We start from the raw sequence: 20238 nt of genomic DNA on the forward strand, positions 1-20238 counted from the left end.
CACCATTTAGTTATTGATTTAATGTTGGTCGAATTTGCCATTCAAATGTATTCATTAGGCGTAATTTATGCGCCATCTTAGCTTGTATTGTTTGTAAGCAAAGTTCGCCACTACTCAACCCTTCGAAGTGTGCTTTGTAGCAGCGACAAGTATCACGAACTTCGTTCCATGGATTGCCACAATCAAGTTCTTTGAAATGAGCATCGGCTATTGCACGCTGGGCATCGGTATTGATATCACTGGCGTAGTAATTGAAGCAGAAAGATTTTCTATCACGACCATCAAAGAACAGCACGACATCAGAATCTGTAGGCCAGTTCACGTAAGCAAATCGAATGGCAGGAAAACCATTCCAATGCACAATAGTGGAGTTTAGTTCTATTTCAAGTTCGGTTTGCAATGCTTGCAGCAAGTTTTTTTGGTAAGACTTTATCGTTTTAATTTTCAAATCTTGTGCTTCTTTAATCTGCGTCAAATTATTAAGAATAAAATTGATGCTCTCTTCAGAAGTTCGGTCTGTACTCATCATATTTTCCAAATGCAAAATAAACTCACGCAATAGCACTACCCATTTATTGAGTGGTTGTGAAATAAAATAGTCTGATAATTTTTGTTTAATAGAGGCAACCAAGCTTGGGTAGCTTATGCCAATCCATGTAGGGTACTTAGACGGTACACTTCCTGATGGTGATAAAACGATAAAAATAGGATCTTTTTCAGTGAAACGTTCAGGATGCTGTGTAAAAACAAAATCTTCGTATTCTTGAAATGGGTTGTTTTGTTCGTGAAATATTTTGTTTTCCACAACCATGACCCACTGTTGACCTTCCAATAGTAAATCAATGCGTTTCCCTGCCTTAGTCACAACTTCACGCTCAGGAGTTGATGATAGTGAGCAATCTAGTTTACGAATGTTTTCGGGTAATGTTTCTACTAGAGCCTCAAGTACCAGTGCTCCTAAGCCATGTTCAGCATTGTCATCAATAAAGAAAGCTAGAATATCTGTGGTTGGATTCTCATAATATCCTTTGCTCCCAATACTAAAAATAGTAGATTCTGCCGATTCACTCTTAGGAAGATTTTTTATGTTTTCAATCAGAGTTTCTATGCGTTGTAATTGAGTTTCCATATTAGCCTATGACATTGTTATTATTGTTTTAAATAGAGCTTATGTAAGCACAAGCTCTGTTAGCCATGGATTAGGCGGCAGCGTTATCATCGATTGTGACGCGGCGCTTACCCATCAACAACTGCTGCATCAATGCCTTTTTTTCTTGCTTAAAGTGCGCAAGTTTGGCATTTAGAAACTCGATTTCTTTATCGGCAGCGGTTAGGACTGAGGCGATTTTTTGTTGTTCTTTCACATTAACTGGGTATATCACATCTAGTTTTTTTAGTTCGCTTGATTTTATACCTTTTGCCGTTGACCCAGACGAGCGTAACTCAATTAATAGCTGTCCTTTCTCGGACAGTAAATAGTAGAGAAGAAAATCAGAATATATTTTGTCATTCACTCTAAGTGTGACTGTTCTTTGACCTACACCATAAACCCCTTCTGATGGGTATCTACATGCCATTCCCATAGGAGCTTCAGTCGTGAAAAGAATATCACCAGCTTCTGGTGTTCCTCTTTTCATCCAACTCGAAAACTCCGATTCATCTATGTATTCCTTTGATGTGAAATCGAGAAAACCATTCCTAACATTACGAGCTGTAATCAAAGGAATACCTGTAGATGCTTTAGGTACAGATTGACCCCGATAATCGATAATTTTAGTTAGAATACTTGCTAGAGTGCCTTCCACCCAATCCCCCTCAAACGCTTTACCCGTTTCAGGACCAATCAAACGCTTTTTACCCGTCAACAACTGCTGCATTAAGGCTTTTTTCTGCTGCTTGCTGGCATCAATTAGCTTTTCAGTGGTTGCAATACCGCGATCCCATGTCGAAAGGATTTGGGCGATTTTGCGCTGTTCTGGGAGTGGGGAGAGGTTGAAGTCCCATTTAAACCAGTTATCCAATTTGAAAATCATTTTTTCAATATGAACACCAATACTTGAGTGGAAGCAAGTTTGTTGAAAATAAAGCGTTTCTGACAAATAACGTAGATAGTTCAGATCAAAACTATCTTTAGCAGTGAATATTGAATACTCATTAGAAACGATAGAACCATCTAAATGTTCAGGTACGATCCCACATGCACCATGAACAATTTGTCGCTTTGAGATTAAAAAGTCCCCTTGCTTTAAGTAAAATTGACTTTTTACTGAAATTTGCTTCCCGTAAAGGTGCTCTCGACGAACAACACCACCTCGCGAACGTTTTACAGTCACAAGATCGTACTCTTTATCATCAAGAACTTTTACTTTTCGTTGTTCAAGCGTCAAATGCTTCTTCAATGATTCTCTTGCCCAACCTTCGGGAGTTTCACCTAGTATTGGTTTTCCAGCTTTGACACTTGGCGGGTATTTTGAATCAGCTCTCATAACCCAACTCCTTCAGATAACCCGCCATTTCCGCTTCTAGCTCAGCTAACTCGGTTTGTAGTGCCAAACGCTCACTACGCACTGCCATCAAATCAATTTCCGCTTCTTCTTCAAAGGTATCGACATAACGAGGGATATTAAGGTTGTAGTCGTTCTCGGCAATTTCTTCTAATGTGGCTAGGTAAGAATACTTATCTGTCGTTTCACGAGCTTTGTAGGTATCAACAATCTTCTGAATGTTATCGCTCGTTAATACGTTCTGGTTCTTTCCTGATTTAAACTCACGAGACGCATCAATAAACAGAACTTTCTTGTCGTCTTTCTGTTTTTTGAATAACAAAATTGCAGCAGGAATCCCCGTACCAAAGAACAGCTTTTCAGGCAGACCGATAACCGTATCTAATAGGTTTTCATCAATCAGTTGTTTACGGATTTTACCTTCTGAAGATGCACGGAATAGCACCCCGTGAGGCACAACCACACCCATGCGACCAGTGTGTGGTTTTAACGTCTCAATCATGTGTGAGATAAACGCATAGTCACCTTTGGTTTTTGGTGGTACGCCTCGACGGAAACGACCAAAATGATCGCTTTCTGCATCTTCATGACCCCATTTATCCAAAGAGAAGGGAGGGTTGGCTGTTACGACATCAAAGTGCAGTAGACCGCCTTCAGTATCCTGAAGCTTAGGGTTACGAATGGTGTCACCCCATTCAATACGGTGGTTGTCTTCACCGTGTAGGAACATGTTCATTTTTGCCAATGACCATGTAGAGCCAATCGCTTCTTGGCCAAATAGGGCGTATTGCTTAGAGCCGCCAAGGTTCTTTTGAATTTGCTTACCACATTTCATCAGTAGTGAGCCAGAGCCACACGCAGGATCACAAATGGTGTCACCTTGTTGTGGCTCTAAGATGATAGAAAGTAAATCTGATACTTCTGGTGGAGTATAGAATTCACCTGCTGATTTACCACTGCCAGCCGCAAAGTGTTTGATTAGGTATTCGTAAGCGTTACCAATGACATCTAACGAACCAACACGGCTTGGGCGTAGGCTTAATGCTTCTTTACCAAAGTCTTCTAATAGGTGACGTAGAATGTCATTTTTTGATTTCTCATCGCCCAATTTATCAGTGTTAAAGCTAATATCTTGGAACACGCCTTTTAATTTAGTGCCGTTGGCTTCTTCAATGGCGTGTAGCGCTTTATCAATACGTGAGCCGTTACCTGCTTCAAAGCGTGATTCATACAAGTCCCAAAACGTAGAGCCTGTTGGAATTTTGAATGATTGGCTTTCCATCATTGCCGCAATCAGCTCTGGCTCACCACCATATTCTTTAGCTAATTCATCTACTTTGTCTTGGTGAACATCTGAAATGTATTTTAAGAACAGCATGGTTAAAATGAAATCTTTGTAGATAGATGGATCTACGGTGCCGCGGAAAGTATCACAAGCAGACCATACGGCTTTGTTGATGTCGTCTTGGTTGATTTGGGTATGTGGCATGGGTTACCTAGCTGTTATGTGTAACGCTTATTTATACCAATCTACATAAGTATTTGATCATTCTTGCTTGTTAAAATTGATTATATCTGCGTTATACCTTTTTATTGCAAAAATTAGGTGTAATTAGATCAACTAGTTACTGTAATTTATGCCTTGTTCTAATCAATTTTTCCTACGCAATTATCTGAACAACTACTTATCCAGAATGGTATTAGTGCTAATTAAGCGAATGAAATATGGGGATATAATACGTGGTTATGGTGTTTTTTTACAGTTTTTTAAATCAAGATGGAGTAGGAGGGAGAGCCTAAGAAAAAAATACAACATGCTTGAAACAACTTATTGGATAATTATCCAATTTATTGTTTTTATTTATTGTTCTTGTAAATAGTGAAAGCTCTAACTTGTTGTATTCATTTGATTTTATTTTTGGCATTCTAATTGCTCTATTGAATTTAACTCGTGAAGTTCACGACTCTAAATCGAATTCAATTATTAAGGAATAAAGCCATGCCAACTCCAGCATATATGTCAATTAAAGGTCAAACTCAAGGCGATATCACTAAAGATGCATACTCAGCAGACTCAGTAGGTAACGTATGGCAGGAAGCTCACGTTGATGAATTTCTAGTTCAAGAACTTGATCACGTATTAACAGTTCCACGTGATCCACAAAGTGGTCAACCTACTGGTCAGCGTGTTCATCGTCCAGTGATCGTAACTAAACAACAAGACCGTTGTTCTCCACTACTATTTAACGCTTTAGTCTCTGGAGAGAAACTGCCTGAATGTAGCATTAACTTCTACCGTACTTCTACGTCTGGTAAGCAAGAGCATTACTACACAATCAAATTGATTGATGCACTATTAGTTGATATGCAAACTCGTATGGCTCATTGCCAAGATGCAGCAACGTCTGATCGTGTAACTGAAGAAGTGCTTAAGTTCACTTACCGTGCAATTGAAGTGACTCACGAAACGTGTGGTACGGCAGGTAATGATGACTGGCGTACACCACGCGAAGCGTAATCAATTCGCAAACTATTTATAAAAGCTAGGGCCTTATTTTGGCCCTATTTGTCGTCATATCTATCAGGTGTACATAATGAGTAAAGAGGTAGAGTTTAAGTTTGAAGTCCTCGGCACACAACATGAGTTTCGAGTTGAGAGTTTTAATGTGGTTGAAGAAGTCTCTCAACCATTTAAGGTAACCCTGTCGCTATTATCATTGAATCCTGATATAGAGTTTGACGTATTAAGTCGAAAGCCTGCATTGTTAACGGTGTTGGGGCAAGGAATGGATGTAGGACGTTTATTTCACGGTGTGGTTCATGAAGTCCGTTATTTAGGTGAAGGACGCCGCTTCTCTCGCTATCAAATAACACTTGTCCCTCAATTATGGTTTTTGACTCAACGACAAGATTGCCGTATTTTTCAAGATAAATCGATTGTCGATATCTTAACTGAAGTGCTTGATAGCGCATCGGTAACTGATTATCGCTTTGAGTTATTTAATTCCTATCCAAACCAAGATTACCTACTTCAATATCGAGAAACTGATAGTCATTTTGTTCAGCGTTTGTTGGCAGAGCATGGCCTATGGTATTACTTTGAGCACACCGCAAATAACCATACGATGGTGATTGTCGATAAAAATGACGCCATCCCAGAGTTAGTTAGTACTCCATTAAATGCTTCTTATGTTGGCCCATTGGTTTATCAATCGGATGGTGGCGGGAATTCTGATAGAGAGCATATCTTTGAATTAAGTGCTTATAATCGTGTACGTACTGGTCATGTCACTCAAACTGATTATAACTACGAGCAGCCTCGTATCCCACAACACGTTCAACAACAGGGTGAGCGCGATAGCGATTTAGCATTTTTTGATTATCCGGGACGCTACGGAGAAATTGAACAGGGCCAACAGCGCAGTAATTACTTGGTAGCCGAACATCAGGTTTATAATCATCAAATTGACGCTGAAAGTAATATAATGCGTTTAATTGCAGGCTATAGCTTTAACCTAACAAAACACCCTAGAAGCACGATAAATAGAGATTATATATTAACCTCTGTAACGCACAGTGGGTATGATCCTCGTGTGCATGAAGAAGAGTCAAGCGAGCTTCCAACAACGTATCAAAACCAGTTTACTTGTATTCCTCGTGATGTTGAATATAAAGCAAATAAACTATCAGCCCCTGTGGTTGATGGTCCTCAAACCGCAGTGGTCGTAGGCCCAGCAGGCGAAGAAATATATACCGACCCAATGGGACGCATTAAGGTTCAATTTCACTGGGACCGATATGGTAACAATGATGAGCATTCAGGTTGTTGGTTACGAGTGAGTCAATCGATGGCAGCTCCTACATGGGGCGCGGTGTATTTACCAAGAATAGGGCATGAAGTGGTGGTTACGTTCTTAGAAGGTGACCCAGACAGACCTTTAGTGACGGGTGCTGTATATAACGGCCTGAACACGCCACCATACGCCTTGCCAGAGCATAAAACCAAAACGGTGTTTCGTACCCAAACCCATAAAGGAGAAGGTTATAACGAAATGTCGTTTGAAGACGAAGCCAATCAAGAAGAAGTCTACTTTCATGCTCAAAAAGACATGAGAACTAAGGTACTAAATAACCGATTCAGAACCATAGGCAATGATGAAGAGTTAGAAGTCGGACGCAATCAAATTAATGAAATAAATCAAGACAGAAAAGAAACCATCGAAGGTCATAAAACATCAATAACAAATCAAACCTTTGAAGAAACGGTTGAACAAGATGTAAACGTTAAATACAACGCCAATATAGAAAAGAGCGTGGCCGTTGATCAAGTCTTAAAAATCTACGAAAACCGAAAAAGCTCAGTGGGTAAAAATGATGAGCTGACGATTAAGGGTGAACAAAGCACGATAACTATGGGGTCAATGAGTCGTGATATTAGTGCCGACGATACATTAACTGTAGGTAAAAATCTCACGGTAGAAGTTGGAAGTAATGCTTCTATTAAATCTGATGGAGATCATACCATAATCAGTGCTGATGAAATTAGCGCTCAAGTTGGTAGCTCAGGTTTTATTCTGAAAAATAACGGAACAATAACGCTATATGGCTCAGATATTATGGTTGATGGCGCCAGTTCGGTCGCTTTAGCTGGGGGCAATGTTGCGATTAACCCTAGCGCTGCTCAAGGTCAGAGTTCCAGTGTGAGTATAAATCCTCCTCGTGCCTTCTCAATGTCTCCATTAGCATCGACTAAGCCAGTGATGAACTCTGCGGCGTACAGTGAAATGGTTGAAGAAGGTTCATTAATGAAAGAGTTATGCCAATGTGGTAAGGGGGGCGTATGTCAACTGCACAGCTAAACAGTGAGTGGCGAATTGATACTGTTGAAACACCATTACTTAACTCATCAGAAAATATTTACGCATTAATTGAATCAGAGTTATGGCCTGAATGGCATGCGGAGCTGAGTCTATACGTTGAGGAATTAAATACGTTTGAGCTATTTAAAGCGACGCAGTTTAATGCGATAAAAAATGGACCTATTGTTATTGATTTATCGCACTCTCAACCCTTATTAAATGCCTGTGTTGATAAAATGAGTTCAGCGCATTGTGGTGCGTTGCTTTATACAGAGAGCACAACTAGCAGCAGTGAATTAATGTATTCATTACGTAATGCGTTAGTAGTTAAAAAGGGCAATGGAGAGGTGTTTTTACGCTATTACGATCCAAGAGGATTATTGCCTTTAGTGGCATCTATGTCTGATACAGATCGTCGAGACTATTTCGGTCCGGTGACTAAAATAACGTGGTTTAATAAATCATGGCTTACTGTTTCAGTACCTGTGGCTATAACCCCTCCGTTTTCTGATTATCAATGGACAATGACTGAACAGCATTTTGCGTCCATGCAATCCATCTCAACTCAGTGGTAAAGGAGTGTTAACACCATGAGCCAATCTTATATTGTTCAAAGCGGTGACACGCTGCTTAAAATTGCCATTGATAATGATGTCCCTTTTACCACGTTACTTGAATTGAACCCAAAATATCAACCTAACCCAGATTTAATTCATGTGGGTGACAGTATTCATCTTCCTGAGGAAATTGAGGATGAAGAGGTAGAGCAAACCAACACAGTCGAACCTATTTCAAAAGTACGCCCCACAGCGGAAACATGCACATTAATGGCTGCACCAGAATGTGAAGCCAAAGAAGTGCATGATGTTGTATTTGTTACTGGTGAAGCAATGACTGATTTCTATTGTTTAGATGAAAAATCTATTCAATACATGGATGAAGAAGCGAAGTGTATGGACTCCTTGCTAGAAGGTTATGCAACACTTTTAAAAGAAACCCCTCAAGGCAAAAATGTTACTAAACAACAAGTAGAGCAGCACGCGAAAAAGAGACAAGTGTGGCTAAATGACGCAAGTAATGCAGGTGCGATTTGTTTGGTTGAATCAACAGAAGCAAAGATAGGTCGGAAAGTAGCGTCAGCTTTTGGTGGCAGTACAGAAAAAAAGAATGATGAGAATATAAAACGAGTTGATGCGAGGTTAGAAGAGTTAAGGAAAAAGAAAACATTTGTTGAAGAATATAGTGATACTTTCTTTTTAGAAGAAGACTCTCTTATCGAGTTAAGAAGAAGAGTTTTAACTCGAATTCAATCTGAAATTGACGATTTAACAGCGTTAAGTCATACCGTTGCAAGTAAAAAAAATAGTCCTGAAAAGCCAAACAATCAATCTGTAAATACAGATAATTTCAATTCTGAAGGAAAAAATTTAGTTAGTCAAAAAAACAAAAGACATTTGGTTGAAGTGTATTCAGTAAAGCATGATAAATATGTTTATCTTCGTAGTGAGTTTGTAGAGCAAGAACAAAAACGCTGGAAACCAGTTTATAAGCGCAGTAACACAATGCAAGCTTTAGAGCAAAACGACAAAGCAGGTTTTGCTAAGGCAATAAAAGAAGATATTAAGAACAATATTAAAACGTCTTTAAAAGATGGCCCTGTAGCAATGAAATTGAATGAATGGAAAGCTGATGGTGGGCATTGGCGTGAATTTCAATCGAAGAAACACTTATATAATGATGATGGCAAACTTCAATTCGCTATTAGTAAAGAGGCTCAACTATTTCGTTGGGGGGCTCAAGCTGCTGCTACCGTTAAAAAGGCAGATATTGGTATTGGTGCCGAGGCTAGTTTTTCATTAGCGGAAGCAACTGTAGCCATTAAAGCGTATATTCCATATCAATCTGGTTATCCTGTCACTCTTTCATATATTGATGCAAAGGGTAAAGATGCAACATATTCATTCGGATGTTTCAGATTAAATAGCTCTATGCAATTAAGTGCATTTACTGGGGTTATGGCTAGTGTCATGGTTAAAGGAGAGGTTCCTAAAGGGGATGGCAGCATAGGTGTATTATTTTCTCCAAGAGTCGGTGTATCGACTTCTGCAAAAGGACAGGTTGGTTTTAAAGCTGAAGGTTTTGCAGGTGCACAAGCGGGCGGTGAATTGTGTGGTGGCGTAGAGTGGCAATCGCCACCGGAAGATGAACAGAAATTAAAACCTGAATTTAAATCGCTAGCAGAAGTTAAGGGCGGTGGCAATATAGCTGCTGGTTTAGGATCAGGGGCTGATTTTCAATTGAGTTTGCGAGGGCAAAAATTTTATTTTGTATGTTCTGGTCGTCTTGTTTGGGGGGTTGGTGGTAGTGGCAGCTTTGGTGCTGTGATTGATGGTGGCGAAATATGGGAACTAGCTAAAATTATTTTGAAAGGTCTTCAATGTGTTGGTTATCGTCAATTGGGGAATATTGATAAGTTAGCTTATAGACATTTAGTACGTGCTAGTTATTTAGCGTTTGCTTCTGATATGGTTCAGTATTCCGATTGTGCTCTTCAGAAAGCGATTGAAAAAAGTGTAGAAAAAGTTAATGAATTTTGGGATGAAAGAGATAGACAAAAAGAAGCTGAATATTTAGCTCAACGAATTTTGGAACAATCTATATATAGTGAGACAGAACCTAATCAGTTATTGCCAGAAGTAATTGGTATAATGCTAGAAACCTTAGTTGAAGAGTTTTTGTTAAGCATGAACGAAAAACAAGAAATGGCAATTTGTGTTTTACTAAAACAAAGTACGTATAATTGGCGGAAATTTGAAGAGATTTTATCGCGGATGAATAGCACGGGAGAGAAGCAAATAGGAGAGCAAGTTTTATTTACGAACTTATCTCGTATTAATGAAATTCTTGATGGAGGACAACAACGAGAATTTAATTCATGGGTCTGTTCTTTAGCGGAAGATAACGATCAAGTTATAAGTACAATTCTAACTCCATTTACTAGTCCTTTACCTAATGACCGTTTTGAAAAAAAACAAGAATTGATTGCAATGATTAAAGAAAGTAATGAAGGTATGTACGTATAGCTGAAATTAGCCCTTACGAGAGAGTAAGGGCTTGTTGTATTACTAAAGAGAAATAATAGGTTTATTTAATTGTAAAGAGCATCGGAAACTATTGGATGGATAATAACCATCTTGTATTGGTTTAGTTGGGAGGCGATCAAAGGTTGTTATATTTCCACCGTCACGCATTACTTTCATTGTTCCTGATTTTGGTCCTTTAGGATTATTTTTTAGAGACTCTTTATAATAAATTGGTGAATACCAATCATTAACCCATTCACTAATATTGTTGCTCATTCCGTAAATACCTAATGGGTTTGCTGGCAGTTGACCAACAAATCTTTCAAGATCTGTACTTGCATTAACTTCACTTTCAGTATAGTGAGTATAGAGACCGCTATTACTTAGATCTTTATATTGCCCATTTTTGTATTGTAAATAACCAGTATTTGTCGCGAAATAGAGTTTTTCACCACGATTACGGGCGGCATATTCCCATTGAGCTTCTGTTGGTAAATCAAAAGGTAAAGCCGTCATATCATTTAACCATTGGCAGTAATCTTTAGTTTCTTGCCAGCTTTTACTCCTAGCTGCGCTATATTTTTTACTTTCTATTAATTTTTTATATGCATTAGAGTCTCTTGTGATAATTGTTCTATCGTTAATATTATCTTCTGCAACTGGTAGGTCATTAATTTTTCGCATCCACTCCATATCAATAAAGGTTGTTTCATATTTGGATATAGAATAAGAATTAAGAGTTACTTGATGAAGATGATCTGCTCCTGTTTCAACACTAGAGAATGATGTTAAACATTGTGCATCAGGAGACCAGTCTATTCTCTCTCTTGTACCACTTGGAATTTCACAAGGAGCACCAAAATCCCCCATTTCAAAACTACCGCCTTTTACGAACACTAGATTCTCAATAGCACGAACCGCAGTGTTTAATGCGTTTTGTTTTAATTCGGTTGATGCATCGGGGTACAACTTATTGATGTTGGTAATAATGGTATCAATTTGTTGTTTTGATACCGTGTCACTTGATGCGCTAATAGAGGAGTGCGCATCATTACAGCCGCTTAGTAATGGTAGTAAGCAAGCAAATCCTAACCATTTGTTTTTCATAATTCTTCCTTATAATTTATGCCTCTATTTTAAGCTATTTTACGTTCTCATTGAAGGTGTAACAGGAAGTAAAATGTGATATTTGTTCAGTGTTTACGGGGAGTGATAAGAGTGAAGTTTGTGCCATGCAGATATTGTTTTTTTATGTAGCCTTATAAGAAAAAGCCCCACAAAAGTGAGGCTAAGTTTAGCGTTATTTTAAGTTATTCAGGTGCTTTAAGCTCTTGTTCCTAATGGAATGATCGTCACTTTCTGACCAATATCCACCGATTCGACTTCAGGTTGCACTTCAATTAAGCAGTTTGCTTCGCTCATTGAACGTAAAATACCAGAGCCTTGTTTACCTGTAGTTACTACTTCCATTTGACCATTTTGGTTAATCGAGTAAATACCACGGCTGTATTCAGTTCGGCCAGTGCGAGAGCGAATAAACTCTTTAGCAATTGCAGTAAAGGTTTCAGGTTGCCAATTGTCTTCGCCTTGAAGTTTACGTAATGCAGGCTCAACAAATTGTAAAAACGCCACCATTACCGCGACAGGGTTGCCCGGTAAACCAAAGAAAGGCGTGTCACCAATATGACCAAAGGCAAGAGGGCGACCGGGACGCATATTAATACGCCAGAAATTAATATTGCCCAATTTATCTAAGATCGTTTTGATATAATCGGCATCACCAACCGACACACCACCAGAAGATAAGATCATATCTGCTTGTTGTGATGCTTGAGAAAGCGTTGACTCTAAAGCGGCTTCACTGTCTTCAATGATGCCAAAATCAATCACTTCACAACCGATCTTCTGCAATAATGCCGTCAACGTGAAACGGTTAGAATCATAAATTGAATTGGCTTTTTGTGTTTCACCTGGAGCTTGAACTTCATCACCAGTAGAGAATATAGCGACTTTAATTTTATTGAATACAGGAAGAGAGGGGATACCAAGTGAAGCAAGCATGCCGACTTCAGGAGCTGTGATACGTGAGCCTTTAGCTACACAGATTTGGTCGATAGCAATATCTTCACCAGCAAGACGAACGTTTTGGCCTTTACGAATACCTGATTTACCAGTATCAAAGCGTACTTGGTTACCTTCTTGAATCGCTTGCTCACGCATGATCACCGCATTGCCATTCGCAGGGACTGGCGCACCTGTCATGATTTTTGCTGCTTCACCATGTTGAAGAGGGTGATCGTAACTGTGTCCTGCCATGATTTCGGCAACCACTGTGTAGTTATCACGGTCTAAGTCATCACCACAAATCACATAGCCATCCATTGCTGAATTATTATGCTGAGGAACATTAATCGGCGATAAAATATCTTGAGCCGCTAATGCATTAATGGATTCAACTAAAGAGACATTACTTTGTGATTTTAGAGGTGTAATAGCATCTAAAATCTTAGCTCTGCCTTGGCTAACTGATAAAAGCGCAGGAGATAATTCATCACAATTAGCAGATAAGTCACTTTGTTGTTTATGCTGATGCTGTTTCACGTATTCAACAATGAATGCGGTAATAATATCTGTATCATTGATGTCCATTTGAGGTAGATCTGACTCTGCTTTTGAGTCTGACGCAATCGCAATAATGTTGTTATCTTCAGGGAAGATCCAAGGTTTACCCACTTCATCACGGTGTAATTCAATCTTGGTGTATGGCAGTTGCTTAAAGCCTTCAATAAGAATTAAATCAAGTTCAGTTTGATCCAACTTATTGATTAGCTGCTGACAGGTGGTTTCTTCATCTGGAGTTTCAGTGATTAATGCATTACGAAAACGAGAGCTAATTAGCATTTGGCTAGCACCGGCTTTACGCAAACGGTAGCTATCTTTGCCTTCTTGGTCGATATCAAAATTGTGATGAGCGTGTTTGATGACTGCGACTTTTAGTCCCATTTCATTCAGCTTTGGTAATAGCTTTTCTAGTAATGTCGTTTTACCTGTGCCGCTATAAGCAGCAAAACCCAATAAAGGGATAGACGCAGTCGTTAAGCTCATAATAAAGATCCAAATTGTTCGAGTTCTTGGGGGCTATTCAAATTGATAAAAGCATTTGGGTAAGCAGAGAAATCAGCAAAGACGGTATTACACTCTTTGTATAATAGGATGATTTTTCTATCACCGCGCGCTAAGAAAGCATCAATTTTAGGAATGATACGTTTATGCATTAAAGTGACGACCGGTTGCATGTATTCGCCATCATGAGCGACCACAATATCAGTGTCTTCTTTTACTGCATCACACAATAAAGAGACAAGGTTGTCAGGTAGATTAGGGGAATCACAAGGAATAAAACCAACCCAATCAGAGTTCATATTGATTAAACCAGAATGCATTCCTGCCAATGGGCCTGGGTAATCGTTAAATTGGTCAGAGAAGGTGACACCGTAACTTGAGTATTGTTCGATACTTCGATTAGCGTTGATGGCAATCTGATCGGTTTGAGGTGTTAATATGTCTATTGCATGTTCGATAAGAGGTTTGTTTTGAAATGAAACAAAGCCTTTATCTTGGCCACCCATGCGACGGGCTTGTCCGCCCGCTAAAATTACCCAACTAGTTTGCTTTGGCTGGAGCATACTTATCCTTGCTAACAATCACTTTTAATGGGGTTGATTCTATCAGCTTTGCGTCTGAAATGGTCCATTGACGATGACAAATTTCAGTCAATGCATTGGTTTGGTGACTAGTAACGACAATGCTAGAACCGCGATCAAGGAGATCTTTGGCCATAATTACCAATAAATCGATGGATTCTTGGTCAACACTGGCACTCGGTTCGTCCATTAGCAGTATAGAAGGTTTTAGCACCCAAGCTCTTGCCATAGCCACACGCTGTTTTTCTCCGCCAGATAAAACAGAAATATGTTCATCAGCTAAGGTTTCTAACCCAACCATACGTAGAGCATTAATCACCATATTACGTTTTTCAAGTTTATTCATGGTGGTGTATTTCATGCCATAAATAACATTATCGAAAACCGTGCCATCAAATAAAAATGGATTCTGATGTAAATATACGATTTGATTGTTTCCAGAGCGCCCAAATAAACGAGCCGTCCAGTGTGGTTGATTAAGGTTGAGCTTACCTGCCGTCGGGGTTTGTAAACCAGATAAAATCTTAAGCAGTGTTGTTTTTCCCACACCATTAGCGCCACGCAAATAGACCGATTCTTTTGGCCCTAATGACAAATGCGGGATGTGGAAAAGTACACGATCATTAAATCGCATCGATAGATTATCGGCAGTAATTCTTATTGTCATTTTTTATGCCTACTAAGTACGTAAATACCCTTTACCACGAGTGATAGAGAGTAAAAAATTTAACACTAGCGCTAAGATTAATAACACCATGCCAAGAGCAATCCCTTGAGCAAATGCGCCTTTTTGGCTTTCCATAGCAATTGCGGTTGGAATGTTTCGTGTAGCATTAAAGATGTTACCGCCGACCATCATAGAACAACCAACCTCGGTAATGATCCGAGAAAATCCAGCAATAACGGCGGCTAGGATAGGGAATCGAGTTTCCCAAATTAAGCTGCCAAAAGCACGAGGCAATGACGCACCTAAGGTAAATGCGGTTTCCCATACTCGGCGATCACTGTGTTGAAATGCACCATGCATCATAGCAACCATGATAGGGAAGCAGATAAACATTTGGCCAATGACCATTGCTTCTTGCGTAAATAGTAACTGCCAATCTCCCAGAGGTCCTGAGCGAGAAAGCATCATATACAACAATAAACCGATAACGACGGTAGGTACTGATTGTAATGTATTAATAATAGAGAGCAGTAGCCACCGCCCAGGAAACGAGCCATATGCAAGCGCAAAAGCCAGCAATAATGCAGGGAGTAATACAACCGCCATTGCAAACAATGATACTGAGAACGAAACACCTACGATGCTCCATAATGCTGTATCACCACTGAACAGTAATTGAATTGCTTCGTGAGAGGTGGCTAATATACTCATGAATTATTTAGCGTCCGCAGTAAATAGTTGTTTACCGCTTAGTTTAAAGCTATTGATCATTGCTTGGCCTTTATCGCTAACTAACCAATCACTAAACACTTGCGCACCTTTGGTGTTTAAGTTGTTGTAACGTTCAGGGTTGATTAGGATTACTTGGTATGGGTTAAATAGACGCTTATCGCCTTCAACCATTATCTCAAGATCCAATTTGTTTTGGTAAGCTAACCATGTACCACGGTCTGTTAGTGTGTAAGCTTGCAGTTCAGAGGTCATGTTTAGTGTTGGTCCCATGCCTTGACCTACCGCTTTGTAGCCACCGAAATTAGGTTCGATCTTAGTTTGAGCCCAAAGATTCAATTCTTTTTTGTTTGTGCCAGAGTCATCACCACGAGAAACGAAAGTCACATCGGTTTCTGCCATTTTTTTGAATGCAGCAGTAACATCTTTCATACCATGAATATGTGCAGGATCAGCTTTAGGGCCAACAAGTACAAAGTCATTGTACATTAATGATTTTGGTTCAATACCATAACCTTTTTCAACAAAGTCAGCTTCGGCTTTAGGTGCGTGAGTCATTACTAAATCAACATCACCGTTTTCGCCCATTTTAAGAGCTTTACCAGTGCCTGCTGCAAGCACTTGAACTTCGTAACCTGAATCTTTTTTAAACTCAGGCAATAAATAATCTAATAAACCTGAGTGGTAAGTACTCGTTGTTGTTGCCAGACGGATGGTGCTTGCGTCATCTGCATATACGTTCGTAGCAGAAAAAGAACCAAGAGCCAGTGTAGCCATAACTGAAAATGTACTGATTTTATTGTTCATGTTATATCCATGTAATGAAAGGTAATATCGTAAGTAAATGTCTCAAACGAATAGACTCATTGCCATTAAAGCAATCACTATGCCAAAATTTGTATTGATGCTTTTATCTATAAAGTAATGATATATAAGCAATTGAATGGCATTCTGACATAAAAACCTTACAAAAAATGTGACTAGGACAAAATGTCTCATGAGAAAGGATACATTTTGTAGAATACAGGTTAGAATAATTAGGACATTTTGACCCACAAATCCCTGTCAGTACTCTTAATTAGGAAACATTATGGTCGCGAAATCAGATTGGCACGCATTTTCAGTTCTTGTTGTTGATGATGAAATAGGTATGCAAACCATACTTAAAAAAGCATTAAGTAAACAATTCGGTCAAGTTCATACCGCAGGAACAATTGAAGATGCAGAAGTGATCCGCCAATCTCATCATCTTGATCTTATTATTTTAGACATTAATTTACCGGGTCAAACAGGGTTAGAGTGGCAAGAAAGTATTGCTAGCGATTCTCGTAATTATGATGTGATATTCATGACAGGGTACGCAGAATTAGATACTGCGATTCAAGCGCTTCGTTTAGGAGCTGCCGATTTTATACTAAAACCATTTAATTTAGAAAACATGCTACAAGCAGTAAGACGCTGTATGGATCGTCGTCTTGTTGAGCGAACCAATTTTGCGCTGCAAAGGGAAATCGAAAAAAATAATCCAATAGAAATCATTGGTAATGCAGATAAAACCTTACAACTAAAGCAAATGGTAGCTCAACTCGCGCCATCAAATGCCGCGGTTCTAATTGAAGGTGAATCTGGCACAGGTAAAGAATTGGTTGCGCGTGGTTTACATCAATTAAGTAATCGAAATGGACCATTTGTGCCATTAAACTGTGGTGCTATTGCCCCAGATCTTTTAGAAAGTGAATTATTTGGTCATACATCAGGGGCTTTTACTGGTGCGAAAAAAGGGCGAGAAGGGCTATTTAGAGTTGCAAATAATGGTACCTTATTTTTAGATGAAATTGGTGAAATGCCAATTGGGATGCAATCGTCGCTACTTCGAGCTTTAGAGCAAAAAGCCATTCGCCCTGTAGGTTCAGAAAAAGAGATCCCAGTGGATGTACGTATTGTTGCTGCAACAAATCGAAACTTGCTTGAAGAAGTTGAAAAAGGCAATTTTAGAAAAGATCTTTTTTACCGCTTAAATGTATTAACCGTTTCTTTGCCTGCATTGCGTGAACGTAAAGCCGATTTAGCGTGTTTAACCGAGCATTTCTCGCACATGATAGCCAAAGAAATGGGATTAAAACCTATTCACTGGGCACATGAAGATATAGTGGCTATGAGTCATTACGATTGGCCGGGTAATATTCGCGAACTCAAAAATATGATTGAGCGCTGTATTCTATTAGGAAAACCACCCGTTGATCACTGGTCTGGATTGCAAGGTAACACTCCTCTGCATCAAGAAACCGCATTTGACGTTGCAATAGAGCAAAAAGAAACAGAGTGCAGCTGTATGCCTGAAATGGATGTTTACCCAGAGCATTGGACATTAAAAGAAGTAGAAAAAAAGCACATTATCACGGTTGTTGATTTGCATGATGGCAATAAATCAGCAGCAGCAAGACAGCTTGGCGTTGCTCGTAAAACGTTAGAGAGAAAGTTTAAAGAGTGGAGTGAAGAGAGCGCATGATGTTATCTCCTCTTTTATGGAAACGCAGAATAAAAACCATGGTGAGATATCGTTTACTATGGTTAAACTCGGTTCCTTTATTTTTAACTTTACTTGCTCTAGTCATTATTACGGCATTTTGGTCTGTGCACTATACGTGGCAAAACGCACTTAATGATGTCGGAAGTAAATTATCAGTAGCAGAAAATAGCATTGATTTTTTACAGCAAGAGCAAGGCGCAGAGCTTCGTAGCTTTGTTGAGTCATATCAGTTTCAAACAAGATTGAGAAATCATGATCCTGACCTTCAATATTGGGCTGAACATCAAGCTGACAACTATAATTCTGATTTTATTGTTGTTCATCCGGTTGATTACAGTCATCACCTTCCTACCTCATTAGTTAAGGCCTTGTCATTAGGGATCTCTCGTACCTTTTTTCAAGTGATGACGAACGAGGACTTAAAGAATATTAGTCCAGAATTAAGCACTCAAGTCCAAGTTATCAATAAAGAAGACGGCAGCATTGAAAAACGTGGTTTGGTCAGTAGAACATTAATTCCAATTTTTGATAAAGAAGGGAATTTAGCTTGGATAGTTGATAGCGGTATTATTCTTAATAATAGTACTCTCTTGGTCGATAGGATCCGAGATCTTATTTACCCAGAAGGCGATTTACCCGCAGATAATTACGGTACCGTTACTCTGTTTTTAGATGATTTACGTATTAGTACTAATGTTCCGTTACATAATGATTTTGCTAATAAATCTCTTAATCAAGGACGAGCAATAGGGACCATCGTTTCACCAGAAGTTAAAAAAATAGTGGTTGAAAATGGGGAGCGTTGGACTAACCGAGCTTATGTTTACAACGATTGGTATATCTCTGCGTATCAGCCAATAAAAGACATGGATGATAAAGTCATAGGCATGTTGTATACCGGATATTTAGAGTGGCCGTTACTTAAGCAATACTTGCAGAATTTAGTGGAAGCAGGGGTAACAATACTCATCACTCTATTATTATCGACTATTTTTGTGCATCGTGGAGCAAGAGATCTTTTTCAACCAATTGAAAAAATTCATTATGTGGTTAAGTCAGTTCAGCTTGGAAAAGAAGGACGAATCGGTGATTTAGGATTAGATAACGGGCACGAATTAGCAAGTCTTGCACAGCAATTTGATAATATGTTGGATCAATTGCAACAGCGAAACATAGAGATCCAAAGTGCTTCTAAAGAATTAGAGTCAAAAGTAGAGTCTCGAACTGCCAGTTTACATGAAAAAACGATTGAACTTGAGCAATACATTAAATTATTAAAACAAGCGCAAGATAAGCTTGTTATGAGTGAAAAGCTGGCGTCTTTGGGTGAGCTAACCGCAGGTATAGCCCACGAGATCAATAATCCAACCGCAGTAATACTCGGTAATGCAGAGCTAATTAAGTATGAATTAGGCGATGATGCTCATGCCATTTCTGAAGAACTCGATGCGATAATGGAGCAGATTGACCGCATTCGTAATATCACCCGCAGTTTATTGCAATACAGTCGACAGGGTGGCATTCAAGATGAGGTGACGTGGCAATACATCAATCCGATTATTGAAGAGAGCGTCACTTTAGTTCGAACTGGTTCACATAAGCGTGATATTGAAGTGGAGTTTGATTTTGAGCAACCGCCAAAAGTTGAAGTAAATCGACATCATTTACTGCAAGTTTTAGTTAATTTACAAATGAATGGCATTCATGCAATGAGCAGCAAAGGTAAGTTAATTATTCGTAGTAGAACTTGGTATGAAGAAGAGATTGAGCTTGGTGCAATTATTGAGATTGAAGACTTTGGCACTGGAATAAATGCAGAGCAATTGAATCGAATATTTGATCCGTTTTACACGACTAAGCGTGACGGAACAGGACTTGGACTTTCGGTGTCTCAAAGTTTGCTCAGTCAAACGGGTGGGGAGATAAAAGCACGCTCACAGGTCGGAGAAGGGTCTACATTTATTATTTATTTACCGACAAAATCTGAACATCACCAGTACGATAATTTGGTTGGTTAACCCATAGGTTATTTACGTTTAATAAATTAAAAGAGGGCGGAAATGTTACCCGCCTCACAAAAATGCTGAATAGCATGATTTTTGTTTGTTTTTTAACCGTAATGTTATCGAAAAATGTTGAATTTTAGTCAGTGTTATTAGATA

The 20238-nt window shown here is 39.1% G+C and carries 15 protein-coding genes; 6 read left to right on the top strand and 9 right to left on the bottom strand.

Annotated elements, in window-relative coordinates; genetic code table 11:
• Positions 1–10: 10 nt before the first annotated feature.
• The 3 genes from BTO23_RS04500 to BTO23_RS04510 all read right to left on the bottom strand — a co-directional run bounded on the left by BTO23_RS04500 (position 11) and on the right by BTO23_RS04510 (position 3993).
• The gene (locus BTO23_RS04500; RefSeq protein WP_105063046.1) at positions 11–1129 is read right to left on the bottom strand and encodes a PDDEXK-like family protein; all 1119 of its coding nucleotides are present in this window, start codon (positions 1127–1129) and stop codon (positions 11–13) included.
• A gap of 70 nt (positions 1130–1199) precedes the next feature.
• Positions 1200–2486 carry a restriction endonuclease subunit S gene (locus BTO23_RS04505; RefSeq protein ID WP_105063047.1) on the bottom strand — a complete coding sequence of 429 codons (1287 nt, stop codon included), beginning with the start codon at positions 2484–2486 and terminating at the stop codon, positions 1200–1202.
• Positions 2476–3993 carry a type I restriction-modification system subunit M gene (locus BTO23_RS04510; protein ID WP_105063048.1) on the bottom strand — a complete coding sequence of 506 codons (1518 nt, stop codon included), beginning with the start codon at positions 3991–3993 and terminating at the stop codon, positions 2476–2478. Before BTO23_RS04510 ends, BTO23_RS04505 begins: the two co-directional genes overlap by 11 nt.
• Positions 3994–4503: 510 nt before the next feature.
• On the opposite strand from BTO23_RS04510, the gene BTO23_RS04515 reads away from it, so the two are divergent.
• The 4 genes from BTO23_RS04515 to BTO23_RS04530 all read left to right on the top strand — a co-directional run bounded on the left by BTO23_RS04515 (position 4504) and on the right by BTO23_RS04530 (position 10446).
• Entirely contained in the window at positions 4504–5022 is a 519-nt protein-coding gene (locus tag BTO23_RS04515; protein WP_061002478.1) for an Hcp family type VI secretion system effector, read from the top strand.
• A gap of 76 nt (positions 5023–5098) precedes the next feature.
• Entirely contained in the window at positions 5099–7363 is a 2265-nt protein-coding gene (gene tssI / locus BTO23_RS04520; protein ID WP_105063049.1) for a type VI secretion system tip protein TssI/VgrG, read from the top strand.
• Positions 7345–7938, top strand: a complete 594-nt coding sequence (locus BTO23_RS04525) for a DUF4123 domain-containing protein (RefSeq protein WP_105063050.1) — start codon at positions 7345–7347, stop codon at positions 7936–7938. The genes tssI and BTO23_RS04525 overlap by 19 nt, the downstream gene beginning before the upstream one ends.
• Before the next feature lie 15 nt (positions 7939–7953).
• A complete protein-coding gene (locus tag BTO23_RS04530) occupies positions 7954–10446 on the top strand; it encodes a LysM peptidoglycan-binding domain-containing protein (RefSeq protein ID WP_105063051.1) in 2493 nt (830 codons plus the stop codon).
• A 42-nt stretch (positions 10447–10488) separates the two neighbouring features.
• Here BTO23_RS04530 and BTO23_RS04535 read toward each other — a convergent pair whose 3' ends face one another.
• The 6 genes from BTO23_RS04535 to BTO23_RS04560 form a co-directional block, all read right to left on the bottom strand.
• Positions 10489–11553, bottom strand: coding sequence for a formylglycine-generating enzyme family protein (locus BTO23_RS04535; RefSeq protein ID WP_105063052.1), 1065 nt, complete (start codon positions 11551–11553; stop codon positions 10489–10491).
• Between the two features lie 216 nt (positions 11554–11769).
• The gene (locus BTO23_RS04540; protein ID WP_105063053.1) at positions 11770–13551 is read right to left on the bottom strand and encodes a bifunctional molybdopterin-guanine dinucleotide biosynthesis adaptor protein MobB/molybdopterin molybdotransferase MoeA; all 1782 of its coding nucleotides are present in this window, start codon (positions 13549–13551) and stop codon (positions 11770–11772) included.
• Positions 13548–14132, bottom strand: coding sequence for a molybdenum cofactor guanylyltransferase MobA (mobA, locus tag BTO23_RS04545; RefSeq protein WP_060991095.1), 585 nt, complete (start codon positions 14130–14132; stop codon positions 13548–13550). Before mobA ends, BTO23_RS04540 begins: the two co-directional genes overlap by 4 nt.
• The gene (locus BTO23_RS04550; RefSeq protein ID WP_105063054.1) at positions 14110–14817 is read right to left on the bottom strand and encodes an energy-coupling factor ABC transporter ATP-binding protein; all 708 of its coding nucleotides are present in this window, start codon (positions 14815–14817) and stop codon (positions 14110–14112) included. The genes mobA and BTO23_RS04550 overlap by 23 nt, the downstream gene beginning before the upstream one ends.
• 12 nt (positions 14818–14829) lie before the next feature.
• Positions 14830–15528, bottom strand: a complete 699-nt coding sequence (locus BTO23_RS04555; RefSeq protein ID WP_060991093.1) for an ABC transporter permease — start codon at positions 15526–15528, stop codon at positions 14830–14832.
• Positions 15529–15531: 3 nt separating this feature from the next.
• A complete protein-coding gene (locus tag BTO23_RS04560) occupies positions 15532–16353 on the bottom strand; it encodes an ABC transporter substrate-binding protein (RefSeq protein WP_105063055.1) in 822 nt (273 codons plus the stop codon).
• A 283-nt stretch (positions 16354–16636) separates the two neighbouring features.
• Here BTO23_RS04560 and BTO23_RS04565 point away from each other — a divergent pair, with 283 nt between their 5' ends.
• On the top strand, positions 16637–18055 hold the full coding sequence (locus tag BTO23_RS04565) for a sigma-54-dependent transcriptional regulator (protein ID WP_061002461.1): 1419 nt from the start codon (positions 16637–16639) through the stop codon (positions 18053–18055).
• Positions 18052–20094 (top strand): sensor histidine kinase, encoded by a 2043-nt coding sequence (locus BTO23_RS04570; protein ID WP_061028710.1) that lies wholly within the window; start codon positions 18052–18054, stop codon positions 20092–20094. Before BTO23_RS04565 ends, BTO23_RS04570 begins: the two co-directional genes overlap by 4 nt.
• The last annotated feature ends 144 nt before the right edge of the window (positions 20095–20238 follow it).

The organism is Aliivibrio sifiae, from assembly GCF_002954715.1.
Taxonomy (GTDB): Bacteria; Pseudomonadota; Gammaproteobacteria; order Enterobacterales; family Vibrionaceae; genus Aliivibrio; species Aliivibrio sifiae.